The organism is Nocardia higoensis NBRC 100133 (assembly GCF_000308595.1).
Taxonomy (GTDB): Bacteria; Actinomycetota; Actinomycetes; order Mycobacteriales; family Mycobacteriaceae; genus Nocardia; species Nocardia higoensis.
Genome location: NZ_BAGA01000129.1, coordinates 1 through 17,424 on the forward strand (window position 1 = coordinate 1; position 17,424 = coordinate 17,424).

The following is a 17,424-nucleotide window of genomic DNA, read 5'->3' on the forward strand; positions in this document are numbered from 1 at the left end:
GCGGGATGTGCTCGGGACGCGGTCCGGCGGTCAGCGCGGGACGGGCCCGGCCGGTGCCGGACTTGCGCTCGGCGCGGGCGGCCAGCGCCTCGACCGAGGACGCCTCGAACAGATCGCGCACGGCGAGCTGGGTGTCGAGCGCCTTGCCCAGACGCGCGGTGACCTGGGTGGCCACCAGCGAGTTACCGCCGAGTGCGAAGAAGTCGTCGTCCGCGCCGACCCGTTCCAGGCCGAGCACGTCGGCGAACACGCCGGCGACGATCTCCTCGATCGGGGTGGCCGGTGCGCGGAACTCCTTGCTGGAGAACACCGGTTCGGGCAGCGCCTTGCGATCCAGCTTGCCGGAGGCGTTGAGCGGGAAGGCGTCCAGCACCACGATCGCGGCCGGAACCATGTAGGCGGGCAGCGATTCGGAGATCGCGGCCAGCAGCGCCGACTGCTCGGCCACCTGCCCCGGACGTGGCACCACGTAAGCCACCAGCTGGTCGCCCAGCGAGGACGGCACGACGAGCGCGACGGCCTGGCTCAGCGACGGCTGCGCCAGCAGCGCGGTCTCGATCTCACCCAGCTCGATGCGCTGACCACGGAACTTCACCTGGAAATCGGTGCGGCCGATGTACTCCAGACGCGGCTGCCCGGCGGCGCCTGCGCGCCACAGCACCAGGTCACCGGTGCGGTACATGCGCGCACCCGGCACGAACGGGTTCGCCACGAACCGATCCGCCGACAGATCCGGGCGCGCCACGTAACCACGCGCCAGCTGCTCACCGGCCAGGTACAACTCACCCGCGACACCGTCCGGAACCGGCTGGAGCCGCGAATCCAGCACGTACACGCCGACATTCCACTGCGGCAGGCCGATCGGCACGGTCCGCTCGTCGGCGCCGCGCGAAGGCCAGTAGGTCACCGAGACCGCGGCCTCGGTCGGGCCGTACAGGTTGTGCAGCACGGCATCCGACACCTGGTACCAGGCGGTGACCGTCTCCGGCGGCAGCGCCTCACCGATGACGAACACATCACGCAGCGTCGGCACCGAGCCCGCGGCCAGGTTCGCGGCGAACACGCTGAGCATGGACGGCACGAAGTCGGTCACCGTCACCTGGTGACGGACGATCATGTCCGCCACGTACGCCGGATCGCGATGCCCGTCGTGGGTGGCCACGACCAGCTTCGCGCCCGTCCGCAGCGGCATGAAGTAGCCCCACAACGACACATCGAAGGTCGTCGCCGTCTTCTGCAGGTACACATCACCCGGACCCATCGGGTACTCCGAGAGCATCCAGGAGGTCTGGTTGTCGATCGCGCCGTGCGAGACCGCGACACCCTTCGGACGGCCGGTGGAACCCGACGTGAAGATCACGTAGGCCGGGTTGTCGCGGCGCACCGGACGCAGCAGCTCGCCCGCGGAGACCGGCGTGGTCGGGTATCCGTTGAGGTCGACGGCGTCCAGCAGCACCACATCGGTGCCCTCGGGTACCGGCACCGCATCGGCGGTGGTCGACAGCACACAGGCGGGCTGCGCGGTATCGAGGATGTGCGCGATGCGCTCGGCCGGATGATCCGGATCCAACGGCACGTACGCGCCACCGGCGGTCACGATCGCGTACATGCCCACGACCAGATCCAGCGAACGCCGGACCGCGAGGCCCACCAGCGATTCCGCACCGACCCCACGCGAGATCAACAGTCGCGCGAGGGAATTCACGCGCTCGTCGAACTCACGGTAGGTCAGCGAAGTGCCCTCGTAGGACAGCGCCACCCGGTCGGCGTGCTCGGCGACCGCCTTGCGGTAGCCGTCGAGCAGCAGCGCGGGCTCGAGTGGACGGGCGGTGTCGTTGCGACCGGACACCAGTTCCAGCCGCTCCTGCGCCGCGAGCAGCGGCAGATCGCCCACCGGGGTGGTCGGGGCGGCGATCACCGCGTCGACCAGACGCAGGAAGCGCTCGGCGAACACCTCGACCGTCGACCGGTCGAACAGGTCGCTCGCGTAGGTGAACACGCCGGTGATACCGGTCGGCGCGCCCTGCTCGTCGTAGGTGTCGGTGAGGATCAGGTGCAGGTCGAACTGCGACATCTCGGTGTCGAAGTCCACGCCCGAGACCGTCAGGCCGGGCAGTTCCAGGGTGGCCTTGGTCTGGTTCTGGAACGACAGGCCCACCTGGAACAGCGGGTGCCGCGCCTGCGAACGGGCCGGGTTGAGCACCTCGACGAGACGCTCGAACGGCACGTCGGCGTGCGCGAACGCCTGGATGTCGATCTCACGCTGACGCGCGAGCAGCACGTCGAACGGCTCACCCGAGTCGATCCGGCTGCGGAACACCAGCGTATTGATGAAGGTGCCGATCAGGTCCTCGAGCGCCGCCTCGCCGCGACCGGCGATGGGCGTGCCGATGGCCAGGTCCTCCGCGCCGGACAGGCGCGAGAGCAGCACCGCCAGCGCGGTGTGCACGACCATGAACAGCGTCGCGCTCTCGCCCTGGCCCACGCCGATCAGCGCACGGTGGGTGTCGGCGTCGATGCGCACCGGCACCATGCCGCCGCGGAAGGACTGGGTCGCCGGGCGCGGCCGATCGGCCGGGAGATCCAGCTGCTCGGGCAGATCCGCCAGGGCGGTCCGCCAGTAGGCGAGCTGACCGGACATCAGCGAGCTCGGATCGTCCTCGGTGCCGAGCAGCTCACGCTGCCAGATGCTGAAGTCGGCGTACTGCACGGCCAGCGGGGTCCAGTTCGGAGCCTCGCCCGCGCTGCGCGCCACGTAGGCGGTCATCAGGTCGCGAACCAGCGGCGCGAACGACGAACCGTCGCCGGCGATGTGGTGCACGACCATCGCGATCACGAACTCCGGCGTATCGCCCGCGTCGGTGATCTCGAACAGCGCGACCCGCACCGGCACCCGCTCGGTGACGTCGAACGGCAGCCCCACGAGTTCCACCACGGCCGAAGCGATCTCGGCCGAGGTGATGGCGCGGGTCTCCAGCGGCACCTGCGCCTGGCCGGGGGCCAGGATCAGCTGCACCGGATCGCCGTCGACCTCCGGGTAGACCGTCCGCAGCACTTCGTGGCGGGCGATCAGGTCGGCGATGGCGGCATGCAACGCTTCCACGTCCAGCTCGCCGGACAAGCGCACCGCGATCGGCACGTTGTAGGCGGCCGAGCTGGAGTCGAACCGGTTGAGGAACCACATGCGCTGCTGCGCCAGCGAGAGCGGGATGTGCTCCGGACGCGGACGGGCGGTCAGGGCGAGCCTGCCCGCGCCCGCCTGCTGCTCGACGCGCACCGCCAGCGCGGCCACGGTCGGCGCCTCGAACAGCAACCGGACCGGGACGCGGGTGTTGAGCGCCGCGCCCAGACGCGAGGCGACCTGCGTGGCCAGCAGCGAGTTGCCGCCCCACGCGAAGAAGTCGTCGTCGAGGCCGACCCGCGCGCTCTGGTCGAGGCCGAGCACCTCGGCGAAGACCGTGGCCACGATCTGCTCGATCGGCGTGGTCGGCGCCCGGAAGACCGCCTTCTCGAAGGTGGGCTCCGGCAGCGCCTTGCGGTCGAGCTTGCCGTTGACGTTCAGCGGCAGCTCGTCGAGCTGCACGAACACCGAGGGGACCATGTAGGACGGGATCTCCGCCGCCAGCGCGGTCTGCAACGCGCGGGTGTCGATCTGCTGCCCCGCGCTCGCGGGCACCACGTAGGCGACCAGGCGATCGCCCAGGTTCGGATCGGTCAGCGCCAGTACCGCGACCGCCGCGATCGAATCCTGGTTCAGCAGCGCGGCTTCGATCTCGCCGAGCTCGATGCGGAAGCCGCGGATCTTCACCTGGAAGTCGGTGCGACCCCGGTAGTCGAGTTCGCCGTTGGCCGTCCAGGCCACCAGGTCACCGGTGCGGTACATGCGCTCGCCCGGGGTGAACGGGTTGGCCACGAACCGGTCGGCGGTGAGATCGGGCCGGGTGAAGTACCCGGTCGCCAGCTGCGCGCCGCCCAGGTAGAGCTCACCGGACACGCCGACCGGCACCGGCCGCAGACGCGAATCCAGCACGTACACCTGGCTGTTCCACTGCGGCGAGCCGATGGAGACGGTGACCGTGTCGTCGTCGCTCACCTCGTGGGTGGTGATCGAGACGGCGGCCTCGGTCGGGCCGTACAGGTTGAACAGCGTCGCGGCGTTGTTGCGGCGGAACCGCTGCGCGGTCGCGACCGGCAGCGCCTCGCCGATGGCCAGGACGCGGCGCAGCGTGGCGGGCATCCGGTCGGCGGATTCGACCAGCAGCGCGTCCAGCGCCGAGGGCACCACGAACAGGGTGGTGACGCCGGTATCGGCGATCAACGCGTTCAGGTACGCCGGGTCGCGGTGACCGTCGGCCGTGGCGACGACCAACCGGCCGCCGCTGACCAGGGAGGACCAGGTCTCCCATACCGACACGTCGAAGGTGGCCGCCGTCTTGAGCAGCACCACGTTCTCGGCGTCGAGACCGAATTCGGCGGTGATGTAGGCCAGCTGGTTGGCCGCCGCGCCGTGCGGCACCGCGACGCCCTTCGGCCTGCCGGTGGAACCGGAGGTGAAGATGACGTAGGCGGTGTTGCCCGCGCCCAGTGCGCCATTGCGGTCGGCGTCGGTGATCGCCGTCGCGGCCAGGCCGCTCAGGTCGAGATCGTCGACCGCGACCACTTCGGCGACCTCGGTCGCGAAGGCGTCGGCGGTGGTGGTCAGCACCAGCGCGGGCGCGGCGGTGTCGAGGATGTACCCGACCCGCTCGGCCGGCTGATCCGGATCGATCGGCACGTAGGCCGCGCCGGAACGGGCCACCGCGTACAGCGCGACGACCAGATCCAGCGAGCGGCGCATGGCCAGCGCGACCCGGTCCTCGGGCCGCACGCCCCGCGCGATCAGGTGCCGCGCCAGGCGGTTCACCCGCTCGTTCAGCTCCGACCAGGTCAACACCGCACGCTCGCCCCCGGCCATGTCCGCGATCACGGCGATCGCGGACGGATCGGCGGCGGCCGCGGTGGCGTCGAACAGCGACACCAGGGTCGCGGCGCGATCGGTCTCGTGCGCGGTGTCGTTCCACCCACGCAGGATCCGCTCGGACTCGTCGGCGGCCAGCAGATCGATCTCGGAGACCAGCACGTCCGGGTTCGCCACCACGGCTTCGAGCACGCGCACGAAGCGGTCCGCGAAGCCCTGCGCGGTCGCCTCGTCGAACAGGTCGGTGGCGTAGCTGAAATCGGTGACGATCTCGGCCGGATCGCCGTTGTCGTCGTACAGGTCGTAGAGCGTGACCGTGAGGTCGGTCTTGGCCAGCTGCGCGCCGACGTCGACCGCGCTCACCCGCAGACCCGGCAGGGTCAGCGTGGTCTCGGCCAGGTTCTGGAACGACAGACCCACCTGGAACAGCGGGTTGCGCGCGGTCGAGCGCACCGGGTTGAGCACCTCGACCAGGCGCTCGAACGGCACGTCCGCGTTGGCGAAGGCCTCGAGGTCGCGCTCGCGCACCTCGGCCAGCAGGTCCGCGAAGCGCTGCCCGGGATCGACCTGGGTACGGAAGACCAGCGTGTTGACGAACATGCCGATCAGGTCGTCGAGTTCGCGCTCACCACGACCGGCGATCGGGGTGCCGACGGCGATGTCGTCGGTGCCCGAGAGCCGGGCCAGCAGCACCGCGAGCGCGGTGTGCACGACCATGAACAGCGAGGCGTTGCCGGCCCGCGCCAGTTCGTGCAGCTTGGCGTGCAGTTCGGGCGCCATGTCGAAGCGAACGGCTTCGCCGCGGAACGACTGCGCGGGCGGGCGCGGCCGGTCGGCCGGAAGCTCCAGCTGGTCGGGCAGACCCGCCAGCGCGGACTTCCAGTACTCGACCTGACGGGCGGCCACCGATTCCGGATCGTCCTCGGTACCGAGCACTTCGCGCTGCCACAGCGCGTAGTCGGCGTACTGCACCGGCAGCGGCGCCCACTGCGGCGCCTCCCCGGCGACCCTGGCCACGTAGGCGGCCATCAGGTCGCGGGCCAGCGGCCCCATCGAGGAGCCGTCGGCGGCGATGTGGTGCACCACGAAGGCGACCACGTGCTCTTCGGCGCCGAGACGGAACAGCGTGACCGCGAGCGGCACCTCGGCGGAGGCGTCGAAGGTGGTCATCGAGAACGCGATGACCCGCTGCACCAGCTCGGCTTCGGAGATCTCGACCGGCTCCAAGCGCGGCCGGGTGACCGGCAGGATCACCTGGTGCGGGCCCTCGGGAGCGCTCGGGTAGGTGGTGCGCAGCACCTCGTGCCGGGCGATCACGTCGCCGATGGCCTGCTCCAGCGCGGCCACGTCGAGCGCGCCGGACAGCCGCACCGCGAGCGGGATGTTGTCCACCGCGGAGGTGGCGGTGTCGAACTGGTTGAGGAACCAGTACCGCTGCTGGGCGGGCGAGAGCGGGATGCGCTCGGGCCGCGGTCCGGCGGTGAGCTCCGGCCTGGCCCTGCCGCTTCCGGCGATCGACTCGGCGCGGGCGGCCAGCGCGGCCACCGTGGAGGCGTCGAACAGATCACGGACCGCGAGCTGGGTGTCGAGCATCTTGCCCAGGCGGGCGATCACCTGGGTGGCGAGCAGCGAGTTGCCGCCGAGGGTGAAGAAGTCGTCGTCGAGACCGACCCGGTTCACCCCGAGCACATCGCCGAAGGTGCTCGCCACGATCTCCTCGACCGGGGTCGAGGGCGCGCGGAACGCCTTGACCTCGAACACCGGGGCGGGCAGCGCCTTGCGGTCGAGCTTGCCGGAGGCGTTGAGCGGGAACTCGTCGAGCACAACGAACGCCGAGGGCACCATGTAGCCGGGCAGTTCGCCGGCCAGCGCGGCGCGGACCGCCTCGGTGTCCACCGACCGGCCCGGCGCGGGGACGAGGTAGCCGACCAACTGGTCGCCGAGCCGCTCGTCCGAGCGCACCACGACCACCGACTGGGCGACCGTATCCAGCGCGGTGAGCGCGGCCTCGATCTCGCCCAGCTCGATACGCAGACCGCGCAGCTTCACCTGGAAGTCCGTGCGGCCCAGGTACTCCAGCTCCCCATCGGCCGTCCAGGCCACCAGGTCACCGGTGCGGTACATGCGCTCGCCCGTGCCGAACGGGTTCGCCACGAACCGGTCCGCGGACAGGTCCGGCCGCGCCACGTAACCGCGCGCCAGCTGCGTGCCTGCCAGGTACAGCTCGCCCGCGACGCCGACGGGCACCGGGTGCAGACGCGAATCCAGCACGTGCACACGGGTGTTGAACACCGGGGCGCCGATCGGCACCGACACCGTGTCGTCCTCGGTGACCTCGTGGAAGGTCACGTCGACGGCCGCCTCGGTCGGGCCGTAGAGGTTGTGCAGTCGCGCGCCGGTCAGCTCGCGCAGCTTCTGCGCGGTCACCGCGGGCAGGGCTTCACCGGAGGCGAAGACATTGCGCAGGCAGGTGCATGCGCCCGCGGTCGCGTTCTCGCCGAGGGTGGCCACGAAGACCGACATCATCGACGGCACGAAGTGCGCGGTGGTGATGCGCTGACGGGTGATGATCTCGGCCAGGTAGGCCGGATCGCGATGCCCGTCCGGCTTGGCCACCACCAGGCGCGCACCGATCTGCAACGGCCAGAAGAACTCCCACACCGACACGTCGAAGGTGGCGGGCGTCTTCTGCAGCACCACGTCGGTGCGCGACAGCTCGTACTCGGACTGCATCCACACCAGGCGGTTGACGATCGCCGCGTGGGTCACCGCCACGCCCTTCGGCCTGCCGGTGGAACCGGAGGTGAAGATGACGTAGGCGGTGTTCGACGGCCGCAGCGGGGCGCGACGGTCCGCGTCGGTGAGCGGGCCGTCGGCGTAGCCGGCCGGCGCCAGGCGGTCGATCTCGACCGTCGGGGCGCCGCCGCCTGCCTCGAAGTGGTCACCGCTGGTGGTCAGCACGCAGACCGGCTTCGCCACGTCGAGCACGTAGGCGATGCGCTCGGCCGGGTGGTCGGGATCGAGCGGCACGTACGCGCCGCCTGCCGCGCTCACCGCGTACATGCCGATGACCAGTTCCAGCGAGCGGCGCATGCCCAGCGCGACCATCGACTCCGGGCCGACACCCATCTCCACCAGGTGGCGGGCCAGGGTGTGCACGCGGGCGGCGAACTCGCCGTAGGACAGACTCGTCCCCTCGAACGTCAGCGCGACGGTGTCGGGAGTGCGCGCGGCCTGCGCCTCGAACATCGAGACCAGGGTGGCCTCGGTGTCGACCGGGCGGGCGGTGGCGTTCCACTGCGCGAGCTGGGTGCGTTCGACACCGTCGAGCAGTTCCACATCGCCCACCGGCGTCTCGGCGTCGGCCACCACGCCGGACAGCATCCGCACCAGCCGCTCGGCGAAGGAGGCGACCGTCGGCGCGTCGAACATGTCGGCGGCGTAGGCGATCTCGGCCTTGGTGCCCTCGGCGGTGGTGGTGAAGTTCAGGTGCAGATCGAACTTCGCGGTCACCACGTCCAGCGGCAGGCCGGAGACCTCGAGGCCGGGCAGCTCGAAGCTGGTCTCCCCGGTGTTCTGGAACGAGAGCATCACCTGGAACAGCGGGTGCCTGGCCTGCGAGCGGGCCGGGTTGAGCAGTTCGACCAGCCGCTCGAAGGGCAGATCGGCATTGCCGAAGGCGCCCAGGTCGATCTCCCGGATCCGGGTGAGCAGACCGGTGAACGACTCGGCCGGGTCGATCGCGCTGCGCAGCACCAGCGTGTTCACGAACATGCCGATGGCATCGTCGAGCGCGGCCTCGCCACGCCCGGCGACCACGGTGCCGACCGCGATGTCGTCGCTGCCGGACAGCCGCGACAGCAGGGCCGCGAAGGCCGCGTGCACGACCATGAACAGACTGGCGCCGTGGGCGCGGCCCAGTTCGTCGAGGCCGGCCACCAGCTCGTCGGACAGCGCGAACTCGTGCACGCCGCCGCGGTTGGAGGCCACGGCCGGACGGGACCGATCGGCGGGCAGATCCAGCTGGTCGGGCAGCCCGGCCAGCGCCTTCGACCAGTAGGCGACCTGCGCGGAGATGACCGACTCCGGATCGTCCTCGGAGCCGAGCACCTCGCGCTGCCACAGCGCGTAGTCGGCGTACTGCACCGGCAGCGGGGCCCAGCCCGGCGCCGCGCCACGGGAGCGGGCGGCATAGGCGACCATCACGTCGCGGGCCAGCGGGCCCACCGACCAGCCGTCGCCGGAGACGTGGTGCACCACGAAGACCAGCACGTGGGTGACCGGCTGCGAGCCGTCCACCGAGCCGGCGACGCGGAACAGCGCCGCGCGTACCGGCACCGCGCTGGTGACGTCGAAGCCGGTGAGGACCAGCTCGGTCACCTTCTCGGCGAGTTCGGCCTCCTCGACCAGGATCGGGTTCAGATCCAGCGCGTGGCCGGGATCGCCCGCGGGCAGGATGACCTGCACGCCCTGACCGTCGGCGGTCTCCGGGTACACGGTGCGCAGCACCTCGTGCCGGTCGATCACATCGGCCACGGCCAGGCGCAGCGCCTCGGTGTCGAGATCGCCGACCATGCGTACGGCGAGCGGAATGTTGTTGACCGCGGTGTCGCTGTCGAAGCGGTTGAGGAACCACATGCGCTGCTGGGCCAGCGAGAGCGGGATGCGCTCCGGGCGCGGGCCCGCCACCAATGCGCGCCGCTGCCCGGTGCCCGCCTGTTCGGCGGTGCGGGCGGCCAGCGCGGCCACCGTCGGCGCCTCGAAGAGCTCGCGCACGGCGAGGCCGGCGTCGAGCGCCTCGTTGACCCGGGCCACCACCCGGGTCGCCAGCAGCGAGTTGCCGCCGAGGGCGAAGAAGTCGTCGTCCAGACCGACCGCGTCGACGCCGAGCAGTTCGGCGAAAACGCCGGCCACGGCCTGCTCGACGGGGGTGCTCGGCGCGCGGAAGCTCGCCGTGGAGACGAACTCGGGCTCCGGCAGCGCTCTGCGGTCGAGCTTGCCGTTCGGGGTCAACGGCAGCGTCGCCAGCACGACGATCGCGTCCGGAACCATGTAGGCGGTGAGGAATCCGGCGACCTGCTCGCGCACCTCCACCGGGTCGACGCTCGCACCGGTGTCGGGCACGACGTAACCGACCAGGCGGTCACCGGCGTGCTCGTCGGCGCGGACCAGCACCACGGCCTGGCGCACGCCCGCCACCTGTTCGAGCGCGGCCTCGATCTCGCCGAGCTCGATGCGGAAGCCGCGCAGCTGCACCTGCTGGTCGCTGCGGCCTGCGTACTCGATGTTCGCGTTCTCGGCGGTACCCGCCCAGCGACCGACGTCACCGGAGCGGTACATGCGAGAACCGGGCTCGCCGAACGGGTTCGCCACGAACCGGGCGGCGGTCAGGCCGGGACGGCCCAGGTAGCCGCGGGCCAGCTGCTCGCCGGTCACATGGATCTCACCGGCGACGCCGATCGGCGCGGGGGCCAGCCGGTCGTCGAGCACGTAGGCCGACAGGCCGGGCAGGGCGCGGCCGATGACGCTGGCCGGGTTGTCGGCGATCGCCTCGTCCAGGGCCAGGTACGACACGTGCACCGTGGTCTCGGTGATGCCGTACATATTGACCAGGCGCGGGGCGTCGGCCGGATGGCGCTCGTACCAGCGGCGCAGCTGGCGCAGATCCAGCGCCTCGCCACCGAAGATCACGTAGCGCAGCGCGAACTCACCCGCGTCCTCGGCGGCCGCGGCGGCGCGATCGGCCTCGACCAGCTGGTAGAACGCCGACGGGGTCTGGTTGAGCACCGTGACCCGCTCACGCACCAGCAGCTCGCGGAACAGTTCCGGCGAACGGGAGGTCAGGTAGTCGACCACGACCACCGAACCGCCGTAGGCCAGCGCGCACCACAGCTCCCACACCGAGAAGTCGAAGGCGTAGGAGTGGAACAGCGTCCACACGTCGGAGGAGTCGAAGCCGAACAGCGGCCGGGTGTTGGCGAACAGCCGCACCGCGTCGCGGTGGGTGACCGCCACGCCCTTGGGCACACCGGTGGAACCGGAGGTGTAGATGACGTAGGCCAGGTTGTCCGGGCGCAGCGGGGCCAGACGATCGGCGTCGGTCACCGGCGCGTCGCTGCCCGCCTCGGCCTCGGCCTCGTCCAGCAGCACGACCGGAACATCCACGGCCGGAACCGATTCCGCGTCCGCACCGGTGGTGAGCACGCAGACCGGGGCGGCGTCGGTGAGCATGAACTCGAGACGCTGCACCGGATAGGTGGTGTCCACCGGCACATAGGCGGCGCCGGTGAGCAGCACCGCGTACAGGGCGACCGGAAGATCCTCGTTGCGCGAGACGGCCACGGCGACAAGCGATTCCGGTCCGACACCGCGCCCGATGAGGGTGCGCGCGATCCGGCTCGCCCGCCGCTGGAGATCACCGAAGGTGACGGTGTGCTCGCCGAAGCGGATGGCAGTGGCCTGCGGGGCGCTCGCGGCACGGGCCTCGATCAGCGCGGGCAGGGTCGCCCCCGCCGCGTCGGGATCGACCACGCCCGGGGTGTTCCAGGCACGCAGCACCAGCTCGCGCTCACCCGCGGCGAGCAGGTCGATATCGCCGACCACGGCGTTCGCGTCGGCCGAGACCGCACCCATGATCCGGGTCAGCCGCTCGGCGAAGCCGCCGACGGTGGACTCGTCGAACAGGTCGGTGGCGTAGGAGAACTCGGCCGCGATGCCCGCGGGGGCGCCATCGGCGTCGAGCTTCTCCACCAGCGTCAGCTGCAGGTCGAACTTGGCCGGCGGAACCACCGGGTCCACGCCGGAGACCGTCAGGCCGGGCAGCTCCAGTTCGGTGGGCACGGTGTTCTGGAAGGTCAGCGCCACCTGGAACAGCGGGTGCCGCGAGGGTGAGCGCACCGGATCGAGCACCTCGACCAGCCGCTCGAACGGCACATCGGCGTGTCCGAAGGCGTCCACGTCGACGCGGCGCACCTGGCGCAGCAGCTCGGCGAAGGCGGCGGACGGATCGATCTCGGTCCGCAGCACCAGGGTGTTGACGAACATGCCGATCAGGTCGTCGAGCGCGCGTTCGCCACGGCCCGCGATCGGGGTTCCGATGGCGATGTCCCGGCTGCTGGACAGGCGCGCGAGCAGCACCGCGAGCGCGGCGTGCACGACCATGAACAGCGTCGAGTTGTGCTCGGCGGCCAGCTTGCGCAGCCCGGCGTGCACCTCGGCGTCGATGGTGAAGCCGAGGGTGTCGCCGCGGTGGGAGGTGACGGCCGGGCGCGGGCGGTCGGCGGGCAGGTCCAGCTGCTCGACCAGGCCGCCGAGTTCACGCTTCCAGAAATCGATCTGGCCGGCGATGAGCGAGTCCGGATCGGACTCCGCGCCCAGCACCGCACGCTGCCACAGCGTGTAGTCGGCGTACTGGACTTCCAGCGGCGCCCAGGCGGGTTCGCCGCCCTCGACGCGCGCGCCGTAGGCGATCATCACGTCGCGGGTCAGCGGGCCCATGGAGAAGCCGTCGGCCGAGATGTGGTGCACCACCAGGGCGAGCACGTGCTCGGTGGGGCTGATCTCGAACAGCCGGGCGCGGAAAGGCACTTCGGCGGTCACGTCGAACGCGGTGAGCACCAGTTCGGCGATGCGCTGCGGCAGCTGCTCCTCGGTGGTCTCGATCGGGGCGAGATCCGGGATGACCTGCGCGGTGGGGACCACCTGCTGGTAGCCGACGCCGCCGATCTCCGGATAGTAGGTGCGCAGCGACTCGTGCCTGGCCAGCACGTCGGCGACCGCGACCTGCAGCGCCTGCCGGTCCAGCAGACCCGACATCCGCACCGCCACCGGGATGTTGTCGGCGGCCGCGGCGAGATCGTGCTCGCCACCGGAGCCGAGTTCGGACCCGTTGCCGATGTTGAAGCGGTTGAGGAACCACATGCGCTGCTGCGCGAGCGAGAGCGGCACCCGCTCCGGCCTGCGCTGCGGCGCCAGCGGCGCCCTGGTTCCGGCGCCCGCCCGCGATTCGGTGCGGGCGGCCAGCGCGGCCACCGTGGAGACCTCGAACAGTTCGCGCACACCGAAATCGGTGTTCAGCGCGGCCGACAGCCGCGCGGCGACCTGGGTGGCCGACAGCGAGTTGCCGCCGAGGGCGAAGAAGTCGTCGTCGAGGCCGACCCGCTCCACGCCGAGCACCTCGGCGAAGGTGCGGGCCACGATCTCCTCGACCGGGGTGGTCGGGGCGCGGAACTGCGCGGCCTCGAAGCTCGGGGCGGGCAGCGCGCGGCGATCCAGCTTGCCGGAGGCGTTGAGCGGGAACTCCTCGAGCGCGATGATCAGCGCGGGCACCATGTACCCGGGCAGCTTGGCGCCGAGATCCTCGCGCACCAGGTCCACGTCCAGCGTGACGCCCGGAGCCAGGACCACATAGGCGACCAGGTTCTCGTTGGCGCGCTGGTCGACGTGGCGCACGACCACCGACTGGGCGATCTCGGGCAGCGCGGTGAGCGTGGCCTCGATCTCGCCCAGCTCGATGCGCAGACCGCGCAGCTTCACCTGGAAGTCGGTGCGGCCCAGGTACTCCAGCTCCCCGTCGGCCGTCCAGGCCACCAGGTCGCCGGTGCGGTACATACGCTGACCGGCCGCGAACGGGTTCGCGACGAACCGGTCGGCGGTCAGATCGGCGCGGCGCACATACTCGCGGGCCAGCTGATCGCCCGCGAGGTACAGCTCACCCGCGACACCCACCGGGCTGGGCCGCAGCCGCGAATCCAGCACGTAGACCTGGGTGTTGAAAACCGGCGCGCCGATCGGGACGGTGTCGACGTCGGCCGCGGTCACCTGGTGGTAGGTGACGTCGACCGCGGCCTCGGTCGGGCCGTACAGGTTGTGCAGCTGTGCGCCGGTCAGTTCCAGCAGGCGATGCGCGGTGCGCGGCGGCAGCGCCTCACCGGAGGCGAACACCAGCCGCAGCGAGTCGCAGCCGGTCCCGCCGCCCGCGGTGATCTCGGCCAGAGCGACCACGAACACCGCGAGCATGGACGGCACGAAGTGGACCGTGCTGATCCGCTCGGCGGCGATGATCTCGGCCAGGTAGGCCGGATCGCGATGCCCGTCCGGCTTGGCCACCACCAGGCGCGCACCGATCTGCAACGGCCAGAAGAACTCCCACACCGACACGTCGAAGGTGGCGGGGGTCTTCTGCAGCACCGAATCGGCCGGGGTGAGGCCGTACTCGGACTGCATCCACACCAGGCGGTTGACGATCGCCGCGTGGGTCACCGCCACGCCCTTGGGCTTGCCGGTGGAACCGGAGGTGAAGATGACGTAGGCGGTGTTCGACGGGCGCAGCGGGCGACGGCGATCGACGTCGGTGATCGGCGTCGTCGGCAGGCCGCCCAGGTCGAGCAGGTCGATGCGCACCTGCGCGGTGTCGACCGGCAGGTCGGCGCCCGCGGTGAGCACACACACCGGGTCGACCGTCTCCAGGATGTACTCGGTGCGCTCGACCGGATGATCCGGGTCCAGCGGCACATAGGCCGCACCCGCGACCGACACCGCGTACATGCCGACCACGAGGTCGAGCGAGCGCCGCATGCCCAGCGCCACATAGGACTCCGGGCCGACGCCGCGCTGGATCAGCCAGCGGGCCAGCTGATGCACCCGGTCGGCGAACTCGGCGTAGGACAGACTCGTCCCCTCGAACGTGAGCGCGGGCGCGGCGGGGGTGCGCGCGACCTGCGCCTGGAACATCGCGGGCAGGGTCAGCGCCGCACGGCCGGCCAGGCCGGAAAGCAGTGCGGCCGAGTCGATCTCGTGCGCGGTGGCGTTCCAGCCGGTGACCACGAGCTCGCGCTCGGCGGCGTCGAGCAGCTCGATGTCGCCGACGGCGCGGGCCGGGTCGGTGGTGATGGCGTCGAGCACCCGGACCAGGCGGTCGGCGATGCGGCGCACGGTCTGCTCGTCGAACAGCCCGCCCTGGTAGCCGGCGCGGATGCGCAGGCGCGAATCCAGCTGCGCGATCAGCGTCAGCGGGTAGTGGGTGGCGTCGGCGGCGTCGATATCGGTCACGGCCATGCCGTCGATATCGGCGGCCTGGGCCTGGATGCCCTCGGCGTCGACCGGATACGACTCGAACACCACCAGGGTGTCGAACAGCGCGCCGATACCGACGGCCGACTGGATCTCGGCCAGGCCCACGTAGTGGTGGTCGAGCAGATCGGCCTGCTCGCCTTGCACGCGGACCAGCAGCTCACGCGCCGATTCGGCCGGATCGAAGCGCACCCGCACCGGGACGGTGTTGATGAACAGACCCACCATCGACTCGACGCCCGCCAGCTGCGCGGGACGCCCGGACACCGTGGTGCCGAACAGCACGTCCTCGCTGCCGGACATGTAGCCGACCAGCACACCCCAGGCCACCTGGAGCACCGTGTTGGGTGTGACGCCCAGCGTGCTCGCCAGCCCGGTCAGCCGCGCGGTCGCGGCCTCGTCCAGCTCGAAGAGGTACTCGCCGGACAGCGCGGTGATCTCGTGCCGCGCGTCGGCCTCGGCCAGCAGCGTCGGCTCCGAGACGCGGTCCAGCGCCGCGCTCCATGCCGCCAGCGAGGCGGCCTTGTCCTGGCGCGCGGTCCACTCCAGGAAGTGGCGGTAGCTGCGCACCGACGGCAACTTCGAGACGTCGGCGTGCACGGCGTAGAGCATGAGCAGGTCGCGCATGAGCAGCGGCATGGACCAGCCGTCGAGCAGGATGTGGTGGTTGGACACCACGAACTGCCAACGGTCGGCGGCCACCTGGATCAGCGTGAACCGGATCAGCGGCGGGGCGGTGAGGTCGAACCGGCGCATCCGGTCGGCCTCGATCAGATCCTGCGATTCGCCGGAGCCGACGCGGTCGTGCTCGGTCCAGTCGACCCGCACGCTGTCGAGCACCACCTGCACGGCGGCGCCGTCGCGGTCGGAGACGAACGCGGTGCGCAGGTTCTCGTAGCGGTCCAGCAGCGCCTGGGCGGCCGCGCGCAGGCGGACCGCGTCGACGCGACCGGTCAGGGTCAGCACCGCCTGGGCGGTGTAGACGTCGACCGAGTGCTCGGCCATCCGGGCGTGGAAGTGCAGACCGGACTGCAGCGCCGAGAGCGGCCACACGTCGGTCAGCGCCGGGAAGCGCCGCTCCCAGTCGTCGATGTCACGCTGGGTGGCGCGCACCAGGGCGAAGTCGGACGGGGTGTGCCCGCCCGCTTCGGCCGAATTCGCATGCCGGGCGACGGCTTCCAGCGCCGCGATCCACAGCTGTGCGAACTCTTCCACCTCGGCCGCCGACAGCAGCGTGCTGGGGAAGCCGATGTTCGCGGTGAGCTTCTCGCCGACCACGATGGCGTTGACGTCCAGCGGGGCCATGGCGGGCATGTCCGCGTCGTAGGCGCCGCCGAGCGCGCCGAGTTCCGGCGCCGGGGTCCAGCCGAAGCCGCGCAGCGCCTCGGGCACATCGCCCTCGGAGACGCGGCCGAGGTAGTTGAAGCTCACCTGGCCGGGCAGTGCCAACGGCAGCTCGGCCGCGGTCTGGTCGTTGAGGTAGCGCAGCAGGCCGTAGCCGACGCCCTTGTCCGGCACCGAGAGCAGTTGCTCCTTGACCGCCTTGACGGCCTTGCCGACCGCGGCGCCGCCGGTCATCGCCTCGTCGACGTCCACGCCGGCCAGGTCGAAGCGGACCGGGAAGATCGCGGTGAACCAGCCGACCGTGCGGGACAGATCCGCGCCGGGCACGACCTCTTCCTCGCGGCCGTGGCCTTCGAGGCGGATGAGCACCGGATCGGCGGCGGACGCGCCGGTGCGGCGGGCCCGCCAGCTCGCGGTCGCCAGGGTGAGCGCGGTGAGCAGGCCGTCGTTCACGCCACCGTGGAACAGCGCGGGCACCGTGGTGAGCAGCGCCTTGGTGACCTCGGGCGAGACCTCGACGGCGACCTTCTCGATGGCGCCGGAGACGTCGACGGCCGGGTCCATCGGACGCTCGGTCAGCAGCGGGTCGGCGGTGTGCGCGACCGCGCGCCAGTAATCCAGTTCGGCGACCCGTTCGGCGCTGGTCGCCTCGGCGGCCAGCGCGTGCGCCCACGCCCGCATGGAGGTCGCGGGGGCGACCAGTTCGGGCTGCTGCCCGGCGCTGAGCTGACCCCAGGCCGCGACGAAGTCGGGCACCAGGATGCGCCAGGAGACACCGTCGACCACCAGGTGGTGGGCCACGACGACGAGCCTGCCCATCGTGTGCGGGGCAGCCGGGTCCAGCCACACGAAGCGGACCACGACGCCCGCGACCGGATCGAGCCGGTCCAGCGCGGAATCCACTGCGGCCGAGGCGATCTCGAGCAGTTGCCGCTCATCGGCATCGGCCGGGTACTCGACCCGCTCGATCAGCGCGTCGACGTCGACGGTGCCGGGCGCGCCGGTCTCGACGACCCAGTCCGAGTCGCCGCGGTACAGGCGGGCACGCAGCA

1 protein-coding gene is annotated in these 17,424 nt (G+C 71.3%); it reads right to left on the reverse strand.

From position 1 onward, the window contains the following. On the reverse strand, nucleotides 1–17,424 hold a 17,424-nt coding region (locus ON26_RS23350), incomplete at both ends, for a non-ribosomal peptide synthetase (protein WP_040798583.1).